At 72.1% G+C, this 22,531-nt stretch carries 22 protein-coding genes; 7 read left to right on the top strand and 15 right to left on the bottom strand.

Annotation, left to right across the window (positions count from 1 at the left end):
* Positions 1 to 88 precede the first annotated feature (88 nt).
* Positions 89 to 1,273 carry a winged helix DNA-binding domain-containing protein gene (locus ACZ6BB_RS16450; RefSeq protein ID WP_471615871.1) on the bottom strand — a complete coding sequence of 395 codons (1,185 nt, stop codon included), beginning with the start codon at positions 1,271 to 1,273 and terminating at the stop codon, positions 89 to 91.
* 136 nt (positions 1,274 to 1,409) lie between these two features.
* Complete coding sequence (locus ACZ6BB_RS16455; RefSeq protein ID WP_471615872.1) at positions 1,410 to 2,351, bottom strand: phosphotransferase family protein; 942 nt, start codon at positions 2,349 to 2,351, stop codon at positions 1,410 to 1,412.
* A 234-nt stretch (positions 2,352 to 2,585) separates the two neighbouring features.
* Between ACZ6BB_RS16455 and ACZ6BB_RS16460 the strand changes: the two genes are divergently transcribed.
* Complete coding sequence (locus tag ACZ6BB_RS16460) at positions 2,586 to 2,867, top strand: hypothetical protein (protein WP_471615873.1); 282 nt, start codon at positions 2,586 to 2,588, stop codon at positions 2,865 to 2,867.
* 60 nt (positions 2,868 to 2,927) lie between these two features.
* Here ACZ6BB_RS16460 and ACZ6BB_RS16465 read toward each other — a convergent pair whose 3' ends face one another.
* The 3 genes from ACZ6BB_RS16465 to glnA form a co-directional block, all read right to left on the bottom strand.
* Entirely contained in the window at positions 2,928 to 3,185 is a 258-nt protein-coding gene (locus tag ACZ6BB_RS16465) for an SCO2583/SCO2584 N-terminal domain-containing protein (RefSeq protein ID WP_471615874.1), read from the bottom strand.
* A gap of 236 nt (positions 3,186 to 3,421) precedes the next feature.
* Positions 3,422 to 3,787: a hypothetical protein gene (locus ACZ6BB_RS16470; protein ID WP_471615875.1), complete on the bottom strand. Its 366-nt coding sequence runs from the start codon at positions 3,785 to 3,787 to the stop codon at positions 3,422 to 3,424.
* Positions 3,788 to 4,186: 399 nt separating this feature from the next.
* Positions 4,187 to 5,596, bottom strand: a complete 1,410-nt coding sequence (gene glnA / locus ACZ6BB_RS16475) for a type I glutamate--ammonia ligase (RefSeq protein WP_013004243.1) — start codon at positions 5,594 to 5,596, stop codon at positions 4,187 to 4,189.
* A gap of 196 nt (positions 5,597 to 5,792) precedes the next feature.
* On the opposite strand from glnA, the gene ACZ6BB_RS16480 reads away from it, so the two are divergent.
* Complete coding sequence (locus tag ACZ6BB_RS16480; RefSeq protein WP_471615876.1) at positions 5,793 to 6,260, top strand: RDD family protein; 468 nt, start codon at positions 5,793 to 5,795, stop codon at positions 6,258 to 6,260.
* Between the two features lie 110 nt (positions 6,261 to 6,370).
* Here ACZ6BB_RS16480 and ACZ6BB_RS16485 read toward each other — a convergent pair whose 3' ends face one another.
* On the bottom strand, positions 6,371 to 7,072 hold the full coding sequence (locus ACZ6BB_RS16485) for a DUF4191 domain-containing protein (protein WP_275459036.1): 702 nt from the start codon (positions 7,070 to 7,072) through the stop codon (positions 6,371 to 6,373).
* 14 nt (positions 7,073 to 7,086) lie between these two features.
* Between ACZ6BB_RS16485 and ACZ6BB_RS16490 the strand changes: the two genes are divergently transcribed.
* A complete protein-coding gene (locus ACZ6BB_RS16490; protein WP_471615877.1) occupies positions 7,087 to 7,227 on the top strand; it encodes a hypothetical protein in 141 nt (46 codons plus the stop codon).
* Between the two features lie 28 nt (positions 7,228 to 7,255).
* On the opposite strand, the gene ACZ6BB_RS16495 is transcribed toward ACZ6BB_RS16490, so the two are convergent.
* The 3 genes from ACZ6BB_RS16495 to lipB all read right to left on the bottom strand — a co-directional run bounded on the left by ACZ6BB_RS16495 (position 7,256) and on the right by lipB (position 9,805).
* Entirely contained in the window at positions 7,256 to 7,459 is a 204-nt protein-coding gene (locus ACZ6BB_RS16495) for an SCO2195 family GlnR-regulated protein (RefSeq protein ID WP_013004246.1), read from the bottom strand.
* A gap of 281 nt (positions 7,460 to 7,740) precedes the next feature.
* The gene (lipA, locus tag ACZ6BB_RS16500) at positions 7,741 to 8,706 is read right to left on the bottom strand and encodes a lipoyl synthase (protein WP_471615878.1); all 966 of its coding nucleotides are present in this window, start codon (positions 8,704 to 8,706) and stop codon (positions 7,741 to 7,743) included.
* A gap of 307 nt (positions 8,707 to 9,013) precedes the next feature.
* The gene (lipB, locus tag ACZ6BB_RS16505) at positions 9,014 to 9,805 is read right to left on the bottom strand and encodes a lipoyl(octanoyl) transferase LipB (protein ID WP_471615879.1); all 792 of its coding nucleotides are present in this window, start codon (positions 9,803 to 9,805) and stop codon (positions 9,014 to 9,016) included.
* A gap of 403 nt (positions 9,806 to 10,208) precedes the next feature.
* Between lipB and ACZ6BB_RS16510 the strand changes: the two genes are divergently transcribed.
* A complete protein-coding gene (locus ACZ6BB_RS16510; RefSeq protein WP_013004249.1) occupies positions 10,209 to 11,648 on the top strand; it encodes a hypothetical protein in 1,440 nt (479 codons plus the stop codon).
* A gap of 67 nt (positions 11,649 to 11,715) precedes the next feature.
* On the opposite strand, the gene ACZ6BB_RS16515 is transcribed toward ACZ6BB_RS16510, so the two are convergent.
* Together ACZ6BB_RS16515 and ACZ6BB_RS16520 are read right to left on the bottom strand one after the other, a co-directional pair.
* Positions 11,716 to 13,110 carry an NAD(P)/FAD-dependent oxidoreductase gene (locus ACZ6BB_RS16515; protein ID WP_471615880.1) on the bottom strand — a complete coding sequence of 465 codons (1,395 nt, stop codon included), beginning with the start codon at positions 13,108 to 13,110 and terminating at the stop codon, positions 11,716 to 11,718.
* A gap of 235 nt (positions 13,111 to 13,345) precedes the next feature.
* Entirely contained in the window at positions 13,346 to 14,269 is a 924-nt protein-coding gene (locus ACZ6BB_RS16520) for a TIGR01777 family oxidoreductase (protein WP_471615881.1), read from the bottom strand.
* An 89-nt stretch (positions 14,270 to 14,358) separates the two neighbouring features.
* Here ACZ6BB_RS16520 and ACZ6BB_RS16525 point away from each other — a divergent pair, with 89 nt between their 5' ends.
* The gene (locus ACZ6BB_RS16525; RefSeq protein ID WP_471615882.1) at positions 14,359 to 14,847 is read left to right on the top strand and encodes a GNAT family N-acetyltransferase; all 489 of its coding nucleotides are present in this window, start codon (positions 14,359 to 14,361) and stop codon (positions 14,845 to 14,847) included.
* Between the two features lie 58 nt (positions 14,848 to 14,905).
* Here the strand turns inward: ACZ6BB_RS16525 and ACZ6BB_RS16530 are convergent, their stop codons facing one another.
* Positions 14,906 to 16,090: a MarP family serine protease gene (locus tag ACZ6BB_RS16530; protein WP_471615883.1), complete on the bottom strand. Its 1,185-nt coding sequence runs from the start codon at positions 16,088 to 16,090 to the stop codon at positions 14,906 to 14,908.
* Positions 16,091 to 16,438: 348 nt separating this feature from the next.
* On the opposite strand from ACZ6BB_RS16530, the gene ACZ6BB_RS16535 reads away from it, so the two are divergent.
* Positions 16,439 to 17,221: a peptidoglycan recognition protein family protein gene (locus ACZ6BB_RS16535; protein ID WP_471615884.1), complete on the top strand. Its 783-nt coding sequence runs from the start codon at positions 16,439 to 16,441 to the stop codon at positions 17,219 to 17,221.
* A gap of 116 nt (positions 17,222 to 17,337) precedes the next feature.
* Positions 17,338 to 17,622: a hypothetical protein gene (locus tag ACZ6BB_RS16540; RefSeq protein ID WP_471615885.1), complete on the top strand. Its 285-nt coding sequence runs from the start codon at positions 17,338 to 17,340 to the stop codon at positions 17,620 to 17,622.
* A gap of 112 nt (positions 17,623 to 17,734) precedes the next feature.
* Here the strand turns inward: ACZ6BB_RS16540 and ACZ6BB_RS16545 are convergent, their stop codons facing one another.
* From ACZ6BB_RS16545 to aceE, 3 genes are all read right to left on the bottom strand, one after another.
* Positions 17,735 to 18,259: a DUF4240 domain-containing protein gene (locus tag ACZ6BB_RS16545; RefSeq protein ID WP_471616157.1), complete on the bottom strand. Its 525-nt coding sequence runs from the start codon at positions 18,257 to 18,259 to the stop codon at positions 17,735 to 17,737.
* 84 nt (positions 18,260 to 18,343) lie between these two features.
* Positions 18,344 to 19,333, bottom strand: a complete 990-nt coding sequence (locus tag ACZ6BB_RS16550; RefSeq protein WP_471615886.1) for a helix-turn-helix transcriptional regulator — start codon at positions 19,331 to 19,333, stop codon at positions 18,344 to 18,346.
* A gap of 132 nt (positions 19,334 to 19,465) precedes the next feature.
* Positions 19,466 to 22,168, bottom strand: a complete 2,703-nt coding sequence (gene aceE, locus ACZ6BB_RS16555) for a pyruvate dehydrogenase (acetyl-transferring), homodimeric type (RefSeq protein ID WP_471615887.1) — start codon at positions 22,166 to 22,168, stop codon at positions 19,466 to 19,468.
* Positions 22,169 to 22,531: the final 363 nt, after the last annotated feature.

Genomic DNA, 22,531 nt, shown 5'->3' on the forward strand with positions numbered 1-22,531 from the left:
ACCGCACCCGCACCGCACCCGCAGATAACCCCTCACCGCACCCCACCCGCAGACAACCCCTCACCCCGCCCCGCAACGCCCACCCGCATCACGCCAGCTCCTTCTCCAGCGGCGTCCGGAAGCGCGGCGTGACGCGCGTGTCACCCACCCACCCCCGCAGCCGCGCGGCCTCCGCCCGGATCGCCCCCTCGGCCTCCCGCCCCACTCCCTCCGTGTCGAGCAGCCGCCACACGATCTCCCCGTCGGAGCGTTGGGCCCAGCCGCCGATCACCCGGCCGTTCCACCACACCGTCGGCCCGACGTTGCCGCTGTAGTCGAAGAGGGCCGGCCGGAGTGCGGGGGCGAGATACCAGTCGCGCTGCTGCCAGCCCATCGCCGTCGGGTCGAGGGCGGGCAGGAGTGCCGCCCAGGGCTCACCGGGGTCGGAAACCGGCGCCTCGTCCTCGGCGGTCACATACGCCGTGCCCTCGTCCAGCGCCACGGCCCGCGCCCCGATCGCCGCCAGCGCCCGGCGGACCTCGGTGACACGCCATCCCGTCCACCACTTCAGGTCGGCCTCGGTCGCCGGGCCGCAGGCCGCCAACCACCGTCCCAGCAGGGACGCCTGCGCCTGCGCCACGTCCAGCTCGGGGTGCGCGGGAGCCACCGCCCACCGGAACTGGTTCGACGTCCAGGAGCCGAGGGGCCGCCCCCGCACGACCCTGCCCTCCACCCCCAGCACCCTCAGCAGCCGCGTCGAGACCGTGTGCGTCCCCTCGTAGCTCTTCCCGGCCGCGTACACGAACCGCTCCCGCAACCTCGGTTCGTCCTCGGCGAGTTCGGACGCGGTGGCCTGGCCCCGGCGGGCCAGCGCGGCCAGCGTCGACTCCTCGACCTCCTTCAGCCAGGCCGCGTCCGGTGCCCCGGCCGCGGCCATGTCCTTCAGCAGCGAGGCCCGCTCCCTCGCGGCGACCGTGATGCCGGTCGAGGCGTGCACCACGGCGGTCAGTCCGGCCGGGAACACGAACACGGTGTGCCGCATCCCGTGCATACGGACGAGTGAGCGGTCCTCGTACAGCGCCCGTTCGGTCTCGGACACCGTCCGCTCCGCATCGGCGAGCCGCGCGCCCACCGCGAGAGGCACCGTCGCGGGGTCCGAACCGTGCAACGCCACCAGGGAATCAGCCACCTCCTCCGGCCTCTCCACCCGTACGGATCCGGCCAACCGCTGCCGCAGCCCCAGCCGCACCCGCCGCTCGGCCACTCCGACATACCGCCGCCGCTCACCAGCCATGCCCACCGCCTTCACCCGTGCGCCGCGCCCGTCCCGAGGATCCGAGGAGCGACCAGGTCCGGGCCCTCGACCGCATCCTCCCGGACCCCACTGACAATCGGGCCCCGAACCCGCCCCCGCCCCCGCTCCTGCCCCGCTACACGTATCGCTCCAGCAGCCCGCCCACGTACGCCTCCAGCCGCGCCCCCAGCACCTGCGGCGTCAGATCCGTCCGCCCCAGCTCCCGCCAGGGCACCGCGAGCTTCTCCGCGTCGGGTGCGTAGGCCAGCGCGTCCAGCAGCCGCCAGTACACGTGGTCCTGGTCCCCGGCCAGTCGACGCCCGCCTCGCGCCTCGTACCGCTCACGGAACCCGAGCCCGTGCTCCACCCCGTACAACAACGCCAGGGCGGTCGAGCAGTGCGCCACATCGAGGTCCGCCGGCCCCCACGAGGTCTCCACCCAGTCCACGACCCCGCTGATCCGAAGACCGTCGTCCGCACCGCCACCCGTACCCGCGAACAGGACGTTCCCGGGATGGAAGTCCCGGTGCAGGAAGCACCCTTCGAACGCGGGCGCCTCCCGCCCGATCACCTCCACCGCCCGCTCCCACAGCGCACCACCCGGCGTGCTGACCCGCTCGGGCGAGGTCCACGCCTGGTACGTGCGAGGCCGTCGCTCCGGAACGACCGCGTGGATCCGGGCGAGCTGCCCGGCGAGCAGGTCCAGCCGTGCCTCCAGGTCCCCGTCCTCCTCCACCCGCGGCGATCCCGGCAGCAGGGACATCAACAACGAGGGATGGCCGGCGAGTTCGGCGGTCGGGTCGACGGCGTGCAGACGTGGCGTCGGTATGCCGTCGTACGGCGCGAGGAGCGCGAGGACCGCGGCCTCACGCTCCAGCAGCCCGGGAGCGTGCAACCGGAAGAACGGCCGCACGAACGACCGCAGGACGAGCGCCGAGCCGTCGTCCAGCGTCAGCCGGCGCATCCGCGAGGTCCAACCACCTCGCAGATCAGCCCAGTTCCGTACGGTGCGGCCCTCAGGGAGCTGCGCGGCCACCCATGCCAGGGTCGCGTCCCACTCATGATCCTCTGATCCCATGGGAGCAGCATCCCCTGGAACCGGCGCCTCCGTCGGACACCGCCGACCGGCAACGGACCTCGACGGCCCGCGAATAAATGAGATGCTCCCGCGTCCTTCGCACGAGCATCCTGGACACGCGGAGCGAAGCCCCTCGGGCACCGGGCCCGCGCAGGACGGGCATCACGCACCGGCGCCGGGGGCCACGCCTCCCCGCACAGTCCTCACCCACGCCACGTCCCGAGGAGTCCCGTCATGGGCACCTTGATCCTCTCGGCGACCGCGGTCCTGGTCGTCATGGGTTTCTCCCACCAGGTCCTCTGGCCGGCCGCCGTCGCCCTGCTCTACCTGTACGTCCGCCACGGTCGCACGGAGCAAGGCTCGTCGGGTTCCCCGCCGGGCGGCGGCCCGGCCCCGCCCGGCTCCTACCGGGCCTACCGCGATCGCCGTGACCAGCAGGCCAGGTGGGAGCGCCGCTATCTCCGAGAACGCCCGTCGGCGACCCGTCGACAGGACCGCGACAAGGGCGCCAGGTAACGACGCGTACGGCCCGCCCGGCAGCCAAGCCGACCGACCGACGCCGCGCGGTACGACCGCTCAGTACGCCGACCGGTAGTTGACGTAACCGATCAGCGCGATGAGCCCCGCCACGCAGCCGAAGACGATCACCGTCGACACCCACGATGACCGCCGCGGTCCGGCCGGGCCTGGGTCGGCGCGGAAGGGCTGGGGCGCGGGAGGGTTCTCCTTCCAGCGAGCGGCGAGCATCCGGGCCCGTGCGGAGGGCTCCTTGTGCTCGGCGTCGTCCGCCCACTTGATGTCGAACTCCCGCTCCTGGTCGTCCTGTTCGGGCATCCTCGTGTCTCCCCGTCTTCATCGAACAGTCGTGCCAGAACAATACGACGGCGCCCCCGTCCCGGAAAGCGGGAACTGGGGCGCCGTCGCACGACTCAGCGGCCGACCGGAACCACACGCCTACGGCGCGGGCTCACGGGCTCGATCACACGTCGCAGAACTGATGAACCGCTCTCTCCATCTGGGGAAACGTCCCCGGGCGGCTCGTTGACCTGTCGGGGAGCGGCTGTCAGCCGTCATTGTCTGTCATCGTCGGCCGCCCTCGGACGGCCCACAGACGGACCGGCCACAGCCCCGATCTGCCGCCGCTCTTGCCCGTCCTGTCCGGTGCGGCGAATGCGCACCGTCCCCGCGTCCAGGTCCACGTGGAAGGGCGGTTCCTCCGCTGGTTTGACGTTCTTGCGCACACGTTCTTGTTCCATGGCACGTTTACCGGCCTGCGCTCCAGGAGTTATCCCCTGGACGAAGTCGACGCCGATGGACGACAAACCCTTCTGTTTGCGCCAGTAGACCCAGCCCCGTCTTTCCATCCATAACAGGACTCGGTCCGCAAGGAACAAGACCATGCCCAGTCCACCGGCTACCCCAACGTTCTGCCACACCAAGCTCACCATGGCCGGTGAACTCGTCAGGTACGCGCAGCGTTCCCGCGTTCGCTGAGGCCGGTGCTTCCTGGCAGCACCGTTGGCACGCCGGGCCGGGCTTGTCGTGTGGCTTGTCGGCTCGCAGGTCAGAGCCTGAGGTTCCCCCGAGATGCGGGAAAAGATGACAGCAGGTCAGATGGGTCTCATGAGAGGAGCCCAGACGATGCCTGCCCGAGGAAGTACCCGATGCAGGGACCGGGCGCGCCGGGCCATCGACTCAGCGTTCAGCATGGGAGTGCCTCCCGGATCCTGAGCGCAAAAGGCCGTCGGCCGTGCCCTTCCCGGAGCGGGAAGAACACGGCCGACGGCCCACAGACGGCCCAGGCGAGCGGAAACCCGCTCTGACCTGGGGCGATATCACACGTCGAAGTACAGCTCGAACTCGTGCGGGTGCGGGCGCAGCTGCAGCGGGGCGATCTCGTTGGCGCGCTTGTAGTCGATCCACGTCTCGATCAGGTCCGGCGTGAAGACGTCGCCCTGGAGGAGGAACTCGTGGTCGCGCTCCAGCGAGTCGAGGACGGCCGGGAGGGAGGTCGGGACCTGCGGGACGCCCGCGTGCTCCTCGGGCGCCAGCTCGTAGAGGTCCTTGTCGATCGGCTCGGCCGGCTCGATCTTGTTCTTGACGCCGTCCAGACCCGCGAGGAGCAGGGCCGAGAAGGCGAGGTACGGGTTGCCGGAGGAGTCGGGCGCGCGGAACTCGACGCGCTTGGCCTTCGGGTTCGAACCCGTGATCGGGATGCGCATGGCGGCGGAGCGGTTGCGCTGCGAGTAGACCAGGTTGACCGGGGCCTCGAAGCCCGGAACCAGGCGGTGGTACGAGTTCACCGTCGGGTTCGTGAAGGCCAGCAGCGACGGGGCGTGCTTGAGGATGCCGCCGATGTAGTAGCGGGCCATGTCCGACAGGCCCGCGTATCCGGCCTCGTCGTAGAAGAGCGGCGAGCCGCCGGCCCACAGCGACTGGTGGACGTGCATGCCCGAGCCGTTGTCACCGAAGATCGGCTTCGGCATGAAGGTCGCGGTCTTGCCGTTGCGCCAGGCCACGTTCTTCACGATGTACTTGAAGAGCTGGAGGTCGTCGGCCGCGGCGAGCAGCGTGTTGAACTTGTAGTTGATCTCGGCCTGGCCGGCGGTGCCCACCTCGTGGTGCTGGCGCTCGACCTGGAGGCCGGACTTGGCCAGCTCCAGCGAGATCTCGGCACGCAGGTCGGCGAAGTGGTCGACCGGCGGGGTCGGGAAGTAACCGCCCTTGTAGCGGACCTTGTAACCGCGGTTGTCCTCCAGCGCACCGGTGTTCCAGGCGCCCGCCTCGGAGTCGATGTGGTAGAAGGACTCGTTCTCCGAGGTCTTGAAGCGCACGCTGTCGAACACGTAGAACTCGGCCTCGGGGCCGAAGTACGCGGTGTCGGCGATGCCGGTGGACGCGAGGTACGCCTCGGCCTTCTTCGCCACGTTCCGCGGGTCGCGGGAGTACTGCTCGCCCGTGATCGGGTCGTGGATGAAGAAGTTGATGTTGACCGTCTTGTCGCGGCGGAACGGGTCGACGCGCGCGGTGGACAGGTCGGCGCGGAGCGCCATGTCGGACTCGTGGATGGCCTGGAAGCCGCGGATCGAGGAACCGTCGAACGCGAGCTCCTCGGCCGGGTCGAAGGCCTCGGCCGGGATCGTGAAGTGCTGCATCACGCCCGGCAGGTCGCAGAAGCGGACGTCGACGAACTTGACGTCCTCGTCCGCGATGAACTTCTTGGCCTCGTCGGCGTTCTGGAACATCCAGCTCCTCCTACTCCCGACGTCCTGCCGGGGTGGTAGTTCGTTCGTGCTGCCAGTGCGGTGGCACACGCTGTCGTCGACACTAGGGACGGGTGATTTCTCGTACGTGACTCATTTGTTTCGCACAAGTTAACCGGACATCCCGCCCCTCACCCCGCCTGTCCGTATGGCAAAACACTCGCAGTACGGTGGACGCGTGGACAAGAGGCAAGCACTCGGATCGTGGCTCTCCGGCCCCCGCGCCGCGGCGGAGGACGCCGGAGTCGACTTCGGATACAGGGGAGAGCAGCTCGGTCTGCCCGGGGAGGGGCCCGGCTCCATCGCCCGGCCCGGCCGCCGTCTCGGCGCCCTCGCCGTCGACTGGGGCCTGTGCCTCTTGATCGCATACGGCCTCATCACCGACGGCTACGACCAGGCCACCAGCAACTGGGCCCTGCTCATCTTCTTCCTGCTGCACGTCCTCACCCTGGGCACGGTCGGCTTCACCCCGGGCAAGCGCCTCTTCGGCCTCCGCGTGATCGCCCAGGACACCGGCACGGTCAACGCCTGGCGCGCCCTCGTCCGCACGGCCCTGCTCTGCCTCGCCATCCCCGCCCTGGTCTGGGACCGCGACGGCCGAGGGCTGCACGACCGGCTGGCGCGCACGGTGGAGGTGCGGGTCTAGCGTCGGGGTCGGGCACCCGGTCCGACGGCCGGTGCGAGACCGTACGACGACGCCGTACGACGAGGGGGCGCCCGGAGTGATCCGGGCGCCCCCTCGTCGTACACGTCTCGTCAGCGGGCCTTCGGGCCGCCCTTGGGCATGCGCATGCCCTTCGGCATCGGACCCTTGGGGAGCGGCATGTTGCTCATCAGGTCGCCCATCGCGCGCAACCGGTCGTTGGTGGCGGTCACCTGGGGGCCGGTCAGGACGCGCGGCAGCTTGAGCATGGTGGTGCGGAGCTTCTTCAGCTCGGTCTGGCCCTCGCCGGTGCCCACGACCAGGTCGTGCACCGGGACGTCCGCCACGATGCGGGCCATCTTCCGCTTCTCGGCGGCCAGCAGGCTCTTGACCCGGTTCGGGTTGCCCTCGGCGACCAGGACGATGCCGGCCTTGCCGACGGCGCGGTGCACCACGTCCTGGCTGCGGTTCATCGCCACCGCTGGGGTGGTGGTCCAGCCACGGCCCACGTTGTCCAGCACCGCCGCGGCGGCACCCGGCTGGCCCTCCATCTGCCCGAACGCGGCCCGCTCGGCCCGGCGTCCGAACACGATCGCCGTCGCCAGGAAGGCGAGCAGAAGGCCCAGGATGCCGAGATAGATGGGGTGACCGATCAAGAAACCGATCGCGAGGAAGACACCGAAGGTGATGATTCCGACAGCCGCGAGTACAAGACCGATCTTCTTGTCGGCCCTGCGGGTCATCTTGTACGTCAGAGCGATCTGCTTGAGTCGCCCGGGGTTCGCAGCGTCCGCTGCGGGTTCCTTCCTCGCCATGGCACGAAGTCTACGTGTCCGGGGAAGCGGGGACGACGGCGGTGCCGGTGGGGACCGGAGACCGGCGGCTGCGCCGGGGAAGCGGCGCCGGGCGGGCGGCGGTGCCGACGGTGGTGCTGCGCACGGGTTCGTGCCGTGAACGGGTGGTGCCGTGAACGGGGTCGTGCGGAGGGGCTTCGGCGGTTACGAGGTGCGCGAGGCGACGGCGGCCTCGAGAACACGCTCGGCCTCGAAACGGTCCTTGGCGCGGCGGCGGTCCTCCAGCACGGAGGTCCACGCGTTACGGCGGGCGGTGCGCTGGCCGCTGCTCAGCAGCAGCGACTCGACGGCACGGAGTGCATCGGTGAACGACGGGATCGGAGTGGCGCGGACGGGTGCGGCCTGCATGGGAGGTCCCCCCTCGGGATGGCTGCTCTGGCTAGGACTCTGTACCGGGTGTGAAACCAGGGTCACTGATTGGTGTTACCAGGGCATGACCGACCGGTCAAACGAGGGTGAAGCCTTGCTTGGTGCCCTTTAAACCCCGACGCGGTCCTGACAGTGCCCTCATCTGCGAGGACGGTCAGGACCGCGGTCAATCGGCCATTACTGGCGAGTAGCTGCTTGTGCTGGGATTCACACGACCTGATGGCACTGCGTGCCATTTGGCCGAGCGTCCGACGGAGGGGTCAGACGGCCTGCGAGGCGATGTACGAGCCCCGCTTCTCGACGGCCATCTGGTAGAGCCGGCCGGCGCGGTACGAGGAGCGGACCAGCGGGCCGGACATCACACCGGAGAAGCCGATCTCGTCGGCCTCCTGCTTCAGCTCCACGAACTCCTGCGGCTTGACCCAGCGCTCCACGGGGTGGTGGCGGACGCTCGGACGCAGGTACTGGGTGATGGTCACCAGCTCGCAGCCGGCGTCGTGCAGCTGCCTGAGCGCCTCGCTGACCTCCTCGCGGGTCTCGCCCATGCCGAGGATCAGGTTGGACTTGGTCACCAGGCCGAAGTCACGGGCCTCGGTGATGACCTTCAGGGAGCGCTCGTAGCGGAAGCCGGGACGGATGCGCTTGAAGATCCTCGGGACCGTCTCGACGTTGTGCGCGAAGACCTCGGGGCGGGACTCGAAGACCTGCTGGAGCAGCTCGGGTACGGCGTTGAAGTCGGGGGCGAGCAGCTCGACCTTGGTGTGGCCGCTCTCACGCTCGGCGGTCTGCCGGTGGATCTGGCGGACCGTCTCGGCGTACAGCCAGGCGCCGCCGTCCTCCAGGTCGTCGCGGGCGACGCCGGTGATGGTGGCGTAGTTCAGGTCCATGGTGACCACGGACTCGCCCACGCGGCGGGGCTCGTCGCGGTCCAGCGCCTCGGGCTTGCCGGTGTCGATCTGGCAGAAGTCGCAGCGCCGGGTGCACTGGTCGCCGCCGATGAGGAACGTGGCCTCGCGGTCCTCCCAGCACTCGTAGATGTTGGGGCAGCCCGCCTCCTGGCAGACCGTGTGCAGGCCCTCGCTCTTCACGAGGCTCTGCATCTTCGTGTACTCGGGGCCCATTTTCGCCCGGGTCTTGATCCACTCGGGCTTGCGCTCGATGGGGGTCTGGCTGTTCCGGACCTCCAGGCGCAGCATCTTGCGTCCGTCGGGTGCGACTGCGGACACATCGGCTCCCTGTGCATTCGATTCTTCGGCGTCCACCAGGGTACGCCCGTACGGTTCTGGCTCCCCGGGGTGGGCAACCTTCGGCTTCACGGCGGCATTCCCGCCGGCCCCCGCCGCCCCTGCCGGTCGCATCCCCGGCGGCCGCACCCCTGCGGTCCCCCCGGCCGACCCCCGGACGACGGTCCGGTGGGGGTCGCTCGCGCGGTTCCCCGCGCCGCTGAAAATGTCGCGGGCCCCCTTCAGAGGCGCGGGGGACCGCGCGAGAAGCCCCACGGGCCCCGCGCCCGACAACGCACCCCGCCCCGGGCTACACCGCCGCCCGCTCCACCACCCGCGGCTTCAGGTCCGCGTTCTCCAGGACGTCCCTGAGGTGCCGCTCGGCCACCGGCAGGACCTCGGCGATCGTGACGTCCCGGCCCAGCTCGCCCGCCAGGGACGCCACGCCGGCGTCACGGATCCCGCACGGGATGATCCGGTCGAACCACTTGTTGTCCGGGTTCACGTTCAGCGCGAAGCCGTGCATCGTGACGCCCTTCGCCACCCGGATCCCGATCGCCGCGATCTTGCGGTCCTCGCGCCGCTGCCCGGCGTTGGAGGGCGCGTACTCCGGCCCGTTCATCCGCGGGTCGAACTCGTCGTCGGTCATCCGGGGGTCGAGGTCCAGCGAGAGCCCGCCGAGCCGCCGCTCGACCGGATCGCCGAGCACCCACACCCCGCTGCGGCCCTCCACCCGCGTGGTCTCCACCCCGAACTCCGCGCACGTGCGGATCAGCGCCTCCTCCAGGCGCCGTACGTGGGCGACCACGTCCACCGGGCGGGGGAGCTTCTGGATCGGGTAACCCACCAGCTGGCCGGGACCGTGCCAGGTGATCTTGCCGCCGCGGTCGACGTCGACGACGGGCGTGCCGTCGAGGGGGCGCTCGTTGTCGGCCGTGCGCCGGCCGGCCGTGTAGACCGGCGGGTGCTCCAGGAGCAGCACGGTGTCGGGGACCTCGTCGGCGAAGCGCGCGGCGTGCACCCGGCGCTGTTCGTCCCACGCCTCCTGGTACTCGACGGCCTCCGTGCCGAACCCCATGCGGACGAACCGCAACCCACTCACGGCAAGCGCCTCCCTCGGCGGTACCGCCGGGCGGCGGTACCGCGATAGCCCTGTCAGGCGCGTGACGCGCCCAAGCCACTGTACGACCGCGCGGCCGGGCGGTGTTCGAGCGGTCTGCGGCGCCGGTGCCGGCCCCCGTCGTACAGGGCGCGGAGGCGGAGCCCGACGCTCGTCGTACGCCCCGGCCGCCGGGCGTACGAGGGGCCCAGCCGGCGCGTGTCGGAGCCCGACCACGTCAGCCGTGCGGCAAATCCTCACACGATCGGATGAATGGACGCGGAAGTGTGCGATCGGACGCTTACTCTCCGCTACATTCGCGCCGTTCACAAGGCCGCAAAAGGCTTCTCACCAGGCAATCCGGGAAACCCCGCCGACACCCGGAAGGCAGGAGACCGCACCGCAGATGACGGAACGACCCGCGCAGCGCACCCCCAACCGCCAGCTCGCCGCCCTCATCGCAGAAGCGGGGTTCTCGAACGCGGGACTAGCGCGCCGTGTGGACCAGCTCGGTCTCGAACACGGCCTCGACCTCAGATACGACAAGACGTCGGTCACCCGCTGGCTGCGTGGTCAGCAGCCCCGGGGGACGACACCCGCACTCATCGCCGAGGTGTTCACCCGCCGCCTCGGCCGCCGGCTCACCGCTCAGGACCTCGGCCTGGACGCCTGCGCCCCCGTCTACGCGGGCCTGGAGTTCGCCGCCACCCCCGAGGAGGCCATCGACATCGTCGGCGGCCTGTGGCGCAAGGACTCCGGCAGCCACGCCGAACTCCGCAAGATCGCGTTCACGCCCGCCGGGCTGGTCGTCCCCAGCCGGGACTGGCTGATCGGCCGTGCCGACGACCGGGTCGGCCGGGGTGATCCGGGCGCCACCCGGGTTCCCCCGCAAGGCCGCCCGGCCGTCCCCCGGCAGCGCAGCCAGACCGAGCGCGGTCCCGGCCAGAAGGTCACCGGCGGGGACATCGCCGCCCTGCGCTCGGTGGGGGAGCTGTTCCGCGCCCTCGACGACGCCTACGGCGGCGGGCACGCCCGCCAGGCCCTCGTGCGCTACCTGGAGCACGAGGCCGAGCCCATGCTGCGCGGCGCCTACGGCGAGCAGGTCGGCCGACGGCTGTTCGCGGCCGCCGCCGACCTGACCCGGCTGGCCGGCTGGACCTCGTACGACATCGGGGCGCACGGCCTCGCCCAGCGGTACTTCGTGCAGGCGCTGCGGCTGGCGCAGGCGGCGGGCGACCGGGCGTACGGGGCGTACGTGCTCGTCACGATGAGCCGTCAGGCGGTCTACCTGGGGCACGGCAGGGAGGCCGTGCAGCTCGCGCGCGTGGCCCAGCAGGGTGTCGGGTCCGCCGTGCCGCCGGTGGTGCAGTCGCTGCTGCACTCCGTCGAGGCACGGGGGCACGCGGTGCTCGGTGAGGTGCGGGCCTCCACGGCCGCGCTCGTGCGCGCCGAGCGCGCCCTGGAGACGGCCCGCCCCGGGGACGAGGTCCCCCACTGGGCACGGTTCTTCGACGAGGCCCAGCTCGCCGACGAGTTCGGGCACAGCCATCGCGACCTCCAGCAGTACCGGGCCGCCGCCCAGCACGCCGAGCGCTCCCTGCAGCTGCGGGCGCCCGCCTACGCCCGCAGCCGCCTGTTCTGCCGTGTCGTCCTCGCCTCCGCCCGTCTGGGCCTCGGCGAACTCGACCAGGCCTGCCAGCTGGGCGCGGAGGCCGCCGGCCAGGCCTCCGAGATGCGGTCCGTACGGGCCGTGGAGTACGTCCGCGACTTCGAGCGCCGACTGGAGCCCTACCGCGACGCGGCCCCGGTGAGGGGGTACCGGGACAAGGTGGCGGCGCTGGGGTAGGCGCGGGAACCGTGACAGGGGCGCCCGGTGCTGTGCCGGGCGCCCCTGTGGGGTCTTCGGGGGCCTGTCACGCGGCCGTTTCCAGAGACTCCTCCGGGAGCGCCGGGCGGACGTCCAGGTCGGTCAGGACGGCGTGGGCGGCCCGCCGGGCGGAGTGCAGGGCGCCCTGCACGGTGCTGGTGTCGCGGTGGTCGCCGCAGACGTAGAGCCCGGCCAGCAGGCGCACCGGCCTGCGCAGGTCGTGCGGCGCGGGCATCGCGGGGACCGCCTCGGGCACGTGGTGCGCGGCGAGGAGCTCCCAGCGGGTCGTGGACGTCCGGTAGAGACGGGCCAGTTGGGCGCGGACCGTGGCGTCGAGGTGGGCGGGGTCCGGGGGAGTGCCGAGGACCACGGAGGTGATCAGGGCACGGCCCACCGGTGCCCGGCTCGGGTCGACCTGGCTGATGACCGCCGTGTGCGAGACGGGCCCGCTGCGGTCGGCGTCGAGGAGTAGCGCCGGTTCGGTCAACGGGGGCTCGTCCGTGGCGTGGTGCAGGACCGTTACCGGGTGGAACGCCGGGACCCGCAGCCCCGGCAGCAGTTCGGCGGCGGACCGGGCGTCGGTGGCCAGCACCACGGCACGGCAGGTGAGCACGCCGTGGTGCACCGTCGTCACCGAGGTCGTGCTGATCGCGGTGACCTGGACCCCCGTCCGGACCGAGCCCGGCGGCAGCGCGGCCGCGAGCAGCTCCGGAAGGGTGTCGGCGCCGCCCTCCGGGATGCACAGCCGGCCCGTCGCGAACGTGTGCAGCGCCAGGTCGGCACAGCGGCTGGAGGTCTCCAGCGCCGGGTCGGCGAGCAGCGCGGCCAGCAGGGGCCGTACGAAACCGTCGATCGTGCGGGGCGGGAACCCCCGGGCGGCCAGGGCATGGGCGACCGGTACCTCCGCCCGGGTGAGCAGCCGCTCGGGCGCGGTCGCGGCGAGCCGGGCCAGGGCCATGGCCAGCCGGGACTGGTCCGCGGGGGCGCCCAGCCGGCCGGGCCGGGCGCCCGCGGAACGGCCCTGGTTCCGGGGGAGCCTGGGGGCGCTTGCGAGGGCGCGTGCGGCAGTGAGTGCGCCCCTCGCGCTCCGCAGGACAGGGGCGGCGCCGGCGCGCTGATGACGGCCGTCGGCGTGCAGCAGGACACCCGGGGCGAGCGGACGCAGGGGGAGCCTGTCCAGGCCCGGCGTGCGGCGCAGTTCCGGGTACGACGTGGACAGCAGCCGCGTCGTCCGGTCCAGACGGAAGCCGTCGACCTTCTCGGTGGACATGCGGCCGCCGACGGCGGGGGCGGCCTCAAGGACGGTGGTCCTCAGCCCCGCCCTGGTCAGATGTCCGGCCGCAGCGAGGCCGGCCACCCCGGCTCCTACGACGATGACGTCTGTGCTTTCGGCGTCCTCTGTGTCCGCCGGGAACGCCGACTGGTGCACCGACTCAAGCACGTGCCCCTCCCGAGGTCGCGCGGCTGCGGGGACGTTATGCCCCCAACATCCTTCTGAAACACCTGAGTTCGGCTTGAGAGTGAAGGTGGGGGCCGGTCCCGGGGAAGGAGCGCGGGACCTCGCACGGGGGCATGGGCGGGGTGCGCGTGCGCCGGGTGTCCGGGGCACGGACCGGCCGGCGACCGAAGCCCCGCCCCACCCGCGCCCGGGCACGCCCGCCCTCGGCCGCCCGTCCTCAGCCGTTCGCCGCCACCCGGATCGCGTCGTCGATCTCCGGATACGTGAACGTGAACCCCGACTCCAGCAACCGCGTCGGAACCACCCGCGTGCTGCCGAGGACATCGCCCGCGACGCCGCCGAGCGCGAGCCGCAGCGCCGGCGCGGGAACCGTGAACAGGGTGGGCCGGCGCAGCACCCGCCCCATCGCCGCCGTGATCTCACGGTTGGTCAGCGGGACCGGCGCGGTCAGGTTGAACGGGCCCGACAGCGACGGCGTGAAGAGCAGATGACGCAGGGCCGCGACCTCGTCGTGCAGGGAGATGAAGCTCCAGTACTGGCGGCCGTCGCCCATCCGCCCGCCGAGCCCGGCCTTGAACAGCGGGAACAGCGGACCCCAGGCGCCCCCGCCCCGGGCCACCACCAGCCCCGTACGCGCGAACGCGGTACGGATCCCGGCCTCCCGCGCGGCCGCGGTCGCCCCCTCCCACTCCACGCACAACGCGGACAGGAACTCCGACCCCGGCTCCGCCGACTCGTCCACGACCCGCTCGCCCGTGAAGCCGTAGAAGCCGATCGCGCTGCCGTTGACGAACACGCTCGGCGGGGTGTCGAGGCGGGCGGCGGCCTCGGCGAGCGTCCTGGTGCCGAGCACCCGGCTGTCACGGATCCTCGCCTTGTACGACTCCGTCCAGCGGCGGGACGCGACCCCCGCGCCGGCGAGATTGACCACGGCCGCGCATCCCGCGAGACCGGCCGTGTCGACCTGCCCCGCCTCCGGGTCCCAGCGCACCTCGCCCCGCGCCCGGGGCGCCCGCCGCACGAGCCGGAGCACCTCGTGGCCGTCGTCGGTGAGGGAGCGGGCGAGCGCCGAACCGATCAGGCCGGACGCCCCGGCGATCGCGATACGGGAGCCGGGTGGAACGGGCGATTCATCCGTCATGCCTCCATCCTGCCCGTCCCGCAGCCGGACAGCGGTCCCGGGGGCGCGAACCGGCCGTCCGGCCGCCCCGCCGCCGTACAGTGGCCGCCATGCCCGTTCCCCACATACGCGTCGCGACCTCGGACGACGAGGACACGCTCAGCCGGCTCGACCGCGACACCTGGTCCACCCTGCACTCCGTCCAGGCCCGCCCCGAGCAGCCGTACCCGTCGTTCTTCAACGAGCGCCACGGCCCGGGAGACCACCTGGTCGCCGAACTCGACGGGACGGTCGTCGGGTACGTCCGCCTCGCCGTGGCCTCCGGCCTGGCCTGTCACACGCACGTCCGCCAGATCCAGGGCCTCGCCGTCGCCGACCGGGCGCGCGGGACGGGCGTCGCGCGGGCGCTGCTGCGCGCCGTCCAGGACGAGGCGCGCCGCCGAGGCGCCCGCCGGCTGACCCTGCGGGTCCTCGGCCACAACACCGCGGCCAGGAAGCTCTACGAGTCCGAGGGCTTCGTGGTGGAGGGGATCCTGTCCGAGGAGTTCCTGCTCGACGGGCAGTACGTGGACGACGTACTGATGGGCCGTCGGCTCTGACCCGACCGCCCGTCAACCGCCCCTACCCCCGCCCTCGACGGGGCACGCGGTCATGAGGTCACGAGGTCACGAGGTCGCCCGTGTCCACCGCCGCCGTCGCGTTCGCCGCGCGCTCGGCGTCCGGGAGGACCTCGTCCACCGTGAGGACGTAACCCGTCTCGGCGTCCGAGGTGGAGCGGGCGAAGACCACGCCGAACACCCGGCCGTCGGTGGTGAGCAGGGGGCCGCCGGAGTTGCCGGGGCGGACCGTGGAACGGATGGAGTAGATGTCGCGGGTCACCGAGTCGGTGTTGTAGATGTTCCGGCCGGTCGCGTCGATACGGCTGGCCACCGTGGCCGCCTGGAGGTCCAGACCGCCGTCCTCCGGATAACCGGCGACGACCGCCGCGTCGCCGCGCCCGGCGCTGTCGTCGAAGCGCAGCAGCGGGGCCTTCAGCCCCGGGACGTAGAGCACCGCCACGTCCTTGTCGGAGTCGAAGAGCACGACCTTCGCCTCGTACGCCTTGCCCACGCCGCCCACCCGCACGCTCGGGGCGTCGATGCCCGCCACCACATGGGCGTTGGTCATCACGTGCTCGGTGGCGTACACGAAACCGCTGCCCTCGCGGCCCTGGGTGCCGGCCACGCCCTCGATCTTCACCGTGCTCCGCTTGGCGGCGCCCGTCGCTGCCGCGGTGACGCTGTCGCCGGACGGCTTGGCGACCTCGGCCGTCGCCTCGTTCTCGAACGGGTTGAAGACCTGCGGGAAGCCCGCCTCGGTGAGCGCTGACGTGGCGTCCGAGAACCAGGCCGGAGTGGTGTCCGGCATGGTGTCCTGCACGGCGCCGAGCAGCGCGGAGTTACGGATCGCGTTGGTCACCACCACCGACGAGGACGCCCCGAGGACGCTCGCGGCCACCCAGGCCACGATGAGGACGGCGAGCGTGTTGGCCGCCGCCCCGCCGATGCCGTCGGCCACCCGCAGCGGACTGCGGTCGATCTCCCGGCGCAGCCGCAGCGCCAGCCTGCCCGCCAGCTCGTGTCCGATCACCCCCGGCACCAGCACCGTCAGCACCGCCGTGACCGTCGCCGTCGGCGTGCCCGCCTCCACCAGCTCCATCATCCAGGGCAGCACCCAGACGCCGGTGGCCGCGCCGCCCACGAATCCGGCGAGGGACACACATCCCGCCACCAGGCCGCGACGGTAACCCGACGCCGCGTAGGCGAGGATCACCAGCATCAGCAGGATGTCGAGCACGTCCACTCCAGCCGCCTCTCTCTAGGGACCCAGTAGTACGCGCGCGGCGGCCCCAGTGATCAGCCGGGCCCCCGCGGCAGCCCGCCGGTCCGCGCGAACCGGCCACCACCGTGCCGCATCCGCCTGGAACAGTGAAAACGCCCCGGGCCACGGTGTTGGTTCCTTCCGCTTCCACCGGGTGGCCCACCCCACATCGCGGGCGGGGCGCATCCGGGTGACTCTGGGGACATGCGTGTGTTCCGGATGTCACGGGGGGCGCGAATACGGCGGCTGCGCCGCGCGTGGCGCCGTCGTACCCGGACCCCGCGCGCCCCGGGCCCGCTCCACCGGCGCTCGCGCCGGTCCCGTGACCGTGTGCGCCTGGCCTGGGAGCGCGCGGATCCGCCCCGGCGCCTCCTGCTGGTGCTGCTGGCCTGTCTGCCCGGTCTGGCGGCCGTCCTCGCGGTGGTCCTGTTCGCGATCGGTGTGGACCGCTCGGGACATCGCGCGGGCCGGCCCGCCGCCGCACGGCCCGCGCTGCCGCACCAGGCACCCAAGCCGCCCATCGTGCCGCGGGCCCGCTGGCTGGAGAAGGAAGCGCCCAGCCAGCCGCCCGCCCGCTACGACGACGAGGTGGCCGCCGTCTTCATCCACCACACGGACTCGCCCAACGGCTACGACTGCGCCGACGCGCCCCGCATCATCCGCTACCTGTACGCCGGCCAGACCGGAGCCAAGGACTGGGACGACATCGGCTACAACTTCCTGGTCGACCGCTGCGGCACCATCTACGAGGGCCGTGCGGGCGGCATCGACCGTGCCGTCACCGGCGCCCACACCCAGGGCTTCAACCACCGCACCACCGGCATCGCCGCCCTCGGCACCTTCACCGCCGGGGTCCCCGTCCCCCGGGCCATGACCGACGCGATCGCCGCCCTGGCGGCCTGGAAACTCGGCCTCTCCGACACCGACCCCCGCGGCAGCGTCCGGCTCACCTCCAGCAACAGCCTCAGCCGCTACCCCTCCGGCACCACCGTGCTGTTGCCCACCCTCGCCGGCCACAGCGACGGCTACATGACCAGTTGTCCGGGCGCGGCCCTCGCGGAACGCCTGCCCGCCATCAGGGAGCTGGCGGCCCGCCTCCAGGGCCGGCGTTGAACCGGATCTCATCAGGTTCACAGACAGCGCGCCGGAGTCTCACAGACTTCTCCCAGACACGCGCCCTACCTTCGTCGGTGTCACGCCGACCGGAGCCTGGGAGAGTGGTGGGGAAAATGATCGGCAGCCGTACGAAGAACGCGTCCCGTGACCCGAAGCGGTCCTGGACCTCGGCCCTGCGGAGCCCCTGGACGGTGGCCTGCGCGGCAGCCGCCGTCGTGCTCGGCCCGTCCGCCGTGACCGCGTCAGCGCTGGACCGCGCCAACGCCGCGCCCCTGCACGGGGTCTCGGCCCCCGAGCACCCAGCCCCCGGCCAGGAGCGACGCCACCACGCCCGGCCGTACACCGACGGGCAGTACGCGTACGTGCCGCGCGCGCAGAGCCGCGGCTCGCGTCCCTGAACCGTCCCGCGACGACGGACCGGCCCGGCCCCCTGCTCGCCGGAGGCACCCGGCTCAGCCCTCGCCTCGCCGGACGGACCGGCCCAGCCCTCGCCTCACTGGACGGACCGGATCAGCTCTCGCCCCGGAAGCGCTCCCAGAGCTTCGGGCAGCGCTCGGCGAGCGCCGCCTCGTCCTCGAAGTCCAGCGGGGTGCCCTCCGGTTCGCCGGGCGGGGGCGGGATACCGAGGTCCGGGGCGACCACACCGGTGAGCTGCTCGTACGCCTCGTCCGCGGCATAGCCCAGCTCCTCGCCGTCCCCGTCGACCTCGTCGTCGAAGTCGTCCAGCAGCCCGGCGAGCGAGTCGGGATCGTGGACCGCGCCCTCGAAGACCTCCCGGCCCTGACCGATCAGCCAGCACCGGAAGAAGTCGAACGCGTCGTCACTGGCGCCGTCGAGCAGTACCCACGCGGCGCCCCAGAGGTCCCAGGTGTAGGCGCGGTTGTAGCGGGACTCGAAGTGCCGGGCGAAGTCCAGCACCGCCTCCGGGTCCAGCCGGCCGAGCCGTTCCACGAGCAGGTCGGCCTGGTCCTCGGGATCGCCCTCGGCGTCCTCGCGGGCCGCGTCCACCAGCTCCCAGAACTCCGTCTCGTCCATCACGGGTCCAGCATCGTGCCTGGGCGGGTGCGACGCACGCGGAGGACGGCGGATTGTTATGACCGCCGCGGACTCCCGGCGGTCTCACGCGTCCGTGTAGAGCCCGGCGAGCCGGCGCGCGTCGCCCGCGAAGCGCTCCCGCAGCTCCGCCGGGGCCAGCACCTCGGCCTCCGGCCCCAGCGCCGTGAGCTGGGTGTGGGCCACCTCCTGCGACTCGACCCGGAGGGTGACCGTGGTCCGGCCCAGCTCGTCGGGGGAGTCCGCCGCCGCCAGGGCGTCGCGCGCGGACACGGGATCCACGACGTACGCCAGCCTCCGCAGCCCCCGCGCCGACAGCCGTACGACGACCTCGGTGTGCAGGATCGACCGGGCGAACCGTTCCGTCTGCTCGTCCCAGTAACCGGGCAGATCGAACTCCTCGTCGCGGGCGAAGCGGTCGCCGCCGTCCTCGACGGACAGGAAGCGGTCGATGCGGTAGGTCCGGAACGAGCCGGTGCCCTCGCCCGCGCTGGGAACGCGGGCGCACAGGTACCAGACACCGGCCTTGAGGACGAGACCGTACGGTTCCAGCTCCCGCCCGACCTCGACGTCGCCCCTGCGGTACCGCGCGACGATCCGGCGGTCGTCCCACACGGCGTCCGCTACGGCGGGCAGCAGCTCGGGGGTCTTCGGCTCCTGGAACCAGCTGGGCGCGTCGAGGTGGAAGCGCTGGGAGGCCGTACGGGAGGCGTCGCGGAGGGAGGGCAGCAGGGCGGCCGACACCTTCAGCCGGGCGGCGGAGGCCGCGTCCTCCAGCCCCATCTCCCGCAGCGCCCCCGGCACACCGCTGAGGAACAGCGCCTCGGCCTCGCTGCGGGCCAGCCCCGTGAGCCGGGTCCGGTACCCGCCGATCAGCCGGTACCCTCCGGCCCGCCCCCGGTCCGCGTACACCGGAACCCCTGCCTCCGACAGCGCCTGGGCGTCCCGGGTGACGGTGCGCTCGGACACCTCCAGCTCCCGGGCGAGTTCGGCGGCGGTCATGGAGGGCCGGGACTGAAGCAGCAACACCATCTTGATCAGCCGGGCAGCACGCATGCGGCCATGATGCCGGGCCGGGGTGACAACGGGGAGGTGCGTCGGCGGGCGCGGGTGCGCGGGGAACTGGGCGACCGGCCCCCACGCTCCCGCACCCGCCGACGAAACCCGCGCCCCGAGTGATGAGGGCCCTTACAGCCCGTACCGCTCCCGCGCCTCCTTGACCGCCGTCGCCTTGACCTCCCCGCGGCGGGCGAGCTGCGCGAGCGCGGCGACCACGACGGACTGGGCGTCGACGCCGAAGTGGCGCCGCGCGGCCTCACGGGTGTCGGAGATGCCGAACCCGTCCGCACCGAGCGAGGAGTAGTCCTGCTCGACCCACTGCGCGATCTGGTCCGGAACCTGGCGCATGTAGTCGGACACCGCCAGCACCGGCCCCTCGGCGCCCTGCAGCGCCTGCCGGACGTACGGCGTCCGCTCCTCCCCGCGCAGCAGCGCGGCATCCGCCTCCAGCGCGTCCCGACGCAGCTCGCTCCAGGACGTGGCCGACCAGACGTCGGCGGCCACCCCCCAGTCCTCCGCGAGCAGCTTCTGCGCCTCCAGGGCCCAGTGGATCGCCGTGCCGGAGCCGAGCAGCTGGACGCGCGGGGCGTTCGCCACCGGGGACAGCCCCGCCGACTCGGCCGTGTTGAAGCGGTACAGACCCTTGACGATGCCCTCGTCCACCCCGGCGGCACCGGGCTTGGCGGGCTGCGGCAGCGGCTCGTTGTAGACGGTCAGGTAGTAGAAGACGTTCGGGTCCTCGCCCGGGGCGGCCTCGCCGTACATCCGGCGCAGACCGTCCTTGACGATCGCCGCGACCTCGTACGCGAACGCCGGGTCGTACGTCAGCGCCGCCGGGTTCGTCGCCGCGATGACCGGCGAGTGGCCGTCTGCGTGCTGCAGGCCCTCACCCGTCAGGGTCGTACGGCCGGCCGTGGCGCCGACGAGGAAGCCGCGGCCCAGCTGGTCGCCGAGCTGCCACATCTGGTCGGCCGTGCGCTGCCAGCCGAACATCGAGTAGAAGATGTAGAACGGGATCATCGCCTCGCCGTGCGTCGCGTACGACGTCGAAGCGGCGATGAAGTCGGCCATCGAACCGGCCTCGGTGATCCCCTCGTTGAGGATCTGGCCGTCCTTGGCCTCCTTGTAGTACATCAGCTGGTCGCGGTCGACCGGCTCGTACGTCTGGCCCTTGGGGGAGTAGATCCCGAGGGACGGGAACAGCGACTCCATGCCGAAGGTGCGCGCCTCGTCGGGGACGATCGGCACCCAGCGCCGGCCGGTCTGCTTGTCGCGGACCAGGTCCTTGACGAGCCGGACGAAGGCCATGGTCGTCGCCACGTTCTGCGAGCCGGAGCCCTTGTCGAAGGCGGCGAAGGTCTTGTCGGCGGCGGCCGGCAGCGGGGCCAGCGCGTGCGTACGGCGGGCTGGGGCGGGACCGCCGAGCGCGGCGCGGCGCTCCTGGAGGTAGCGGACCTCGGCGGAGTCGGCGCCCGGGTGGCCGTATGGCACGACACCGTCGACGAAGTCGCTGTCCTTGATGGGGAGTTCGAGCAGATCACGCATCTGCTTGAACTCGTCCGTCGACAGCTTCTTCATCTGGTGGTTGGCGTTCTTCGACGCGAAGCCCTCGCCGAGGGTGAAGCCCTTGACGGTCTGGGCCAGGATGACGGTCGGGGCGCCCTTGAACTCGACGGCGGCCTTGTAGGCGGCGTACACCTTGCGCGCCTCGTGACCACCGCGCGAGAGGTGGAAGCACTCCAGGATCTTGTCGTCGCTCAGCAGCTTCGCCATCTCGACGAGCGCCGGGTCCTTGCCGAAGAAGTCCTGGCGGATGTAGGCGGCGTCGCGGGTCTGGTACGTCTGCACCTGCGCGTCCGGTACCTCGCGCAGGCGGCGTACGAGCGCGCCGGTGGTGTCGAGCTGGAACAGCTCGTCCCAGGCCGAGCCCCACAGGCTCTTGATCACATTCCAGCCGGCGCCGCGGAACTGGGCCTCCAGCTCCTGCACGATCTTGAAGTTGGCCCGGACCGGGCCGTCGAGGCGCTGCAGGTTGCAGTTGATGACGAAGGTGAGGTTGTCGAGGCCCTCACGGGAGGCCAGGGCGAGTGCCGCCGTGGACTCGGGCTCGTCCATCTCGCCGTCGCCGAGGAACGCCCAGACGTGGGAGTCCGAGACGTCCTTGATGCCGCGGCTGGTGAGATAGCGGTTGAAGCGCGCCTGGTAGATGGCGGAGAGGGGGCCGAGGCCCATGCTCACCGTCGGGAACTCCCACAGCCAGGGCAGGCGACGGGGGTGCGGGTACGACGGGAGGCCGTCACCGCCCGACTCGCGGCGGAAGTTGTCCAGGTGGGACTCGTTCAGCCGGCCGTCGAGGAAGGCGCGGGCGTAGATGCCGGGGGAGGCGTGGCCCTGGATGTAGAGCTGGTCGCCCGAGCCGTCCGCCTCCTTGCCCTTGAAGAAGTGGTTGAAGCCCGTCTCGTAGAGCCAGGCCGCGGAGGCGAAGGTGGCGATGTGGCCGCCGACGCCGTATTTGCTGCCGCGGGTGACCATCGCGGCGGCGTTCCAGCGGTTCCACGCGGTGATACGGCGCTCCATCGCCTCGTCACCGGGGATGCCCGGCTCGGCGGCGGTGGGGATGGTGTTGACGTAGTCCGATTCGAGCAGCTTGGGCAGCGCGATGCCGTTGCCCTCCGCGCGCTCCAGGGTGCGGCGCATCAGGTACGCCGCGCGGTGCGGTCCGGCCGCCTTGGTGACGGCGTCCAGGGAGGCCTGCCATTCGGCGGTCTCCTCCGGGTCCCGGTCGGGGAGCTGGTCGAGCGCGCTCGGCTGGATGGCGTGGGAGTCGGTCATTGCGCCGCCTTCCTCAGTCGAAGGGGGTTCCCTCATCGGTAAGCGTTCGGGGGTTGCCCTTGGTCTTTGGCAGGACAGGGCGACGGGCTCCTGTGGAAGCCCGTCGGTGACTGTAACCCGCTGATCGATGATCGATCAAAGGGTTGCGGGCAAAATATCTTGATCACGAGAAAGTCGGCACGGGGTGCCTTCGGTGGTGGCACCGGGTGACCCTGTGGGCCGGGGTTTGTGCAGGTGGGGCGGCGTTTGAGCGGGGGTGCGCTCAAGGGGTGCGAGGGTGCGGTGCGTGGGCGGCCGCGGGTGCGCGAGCAGCCCCGCCGGGCCGCCGCACGCCGTCGCGCCCTCACCCCCGAGCTGCTGGGC

The sequence above is a fragment of the Streptomyces sp. NPDC041108 genome, from assembly GCF_055592645.1.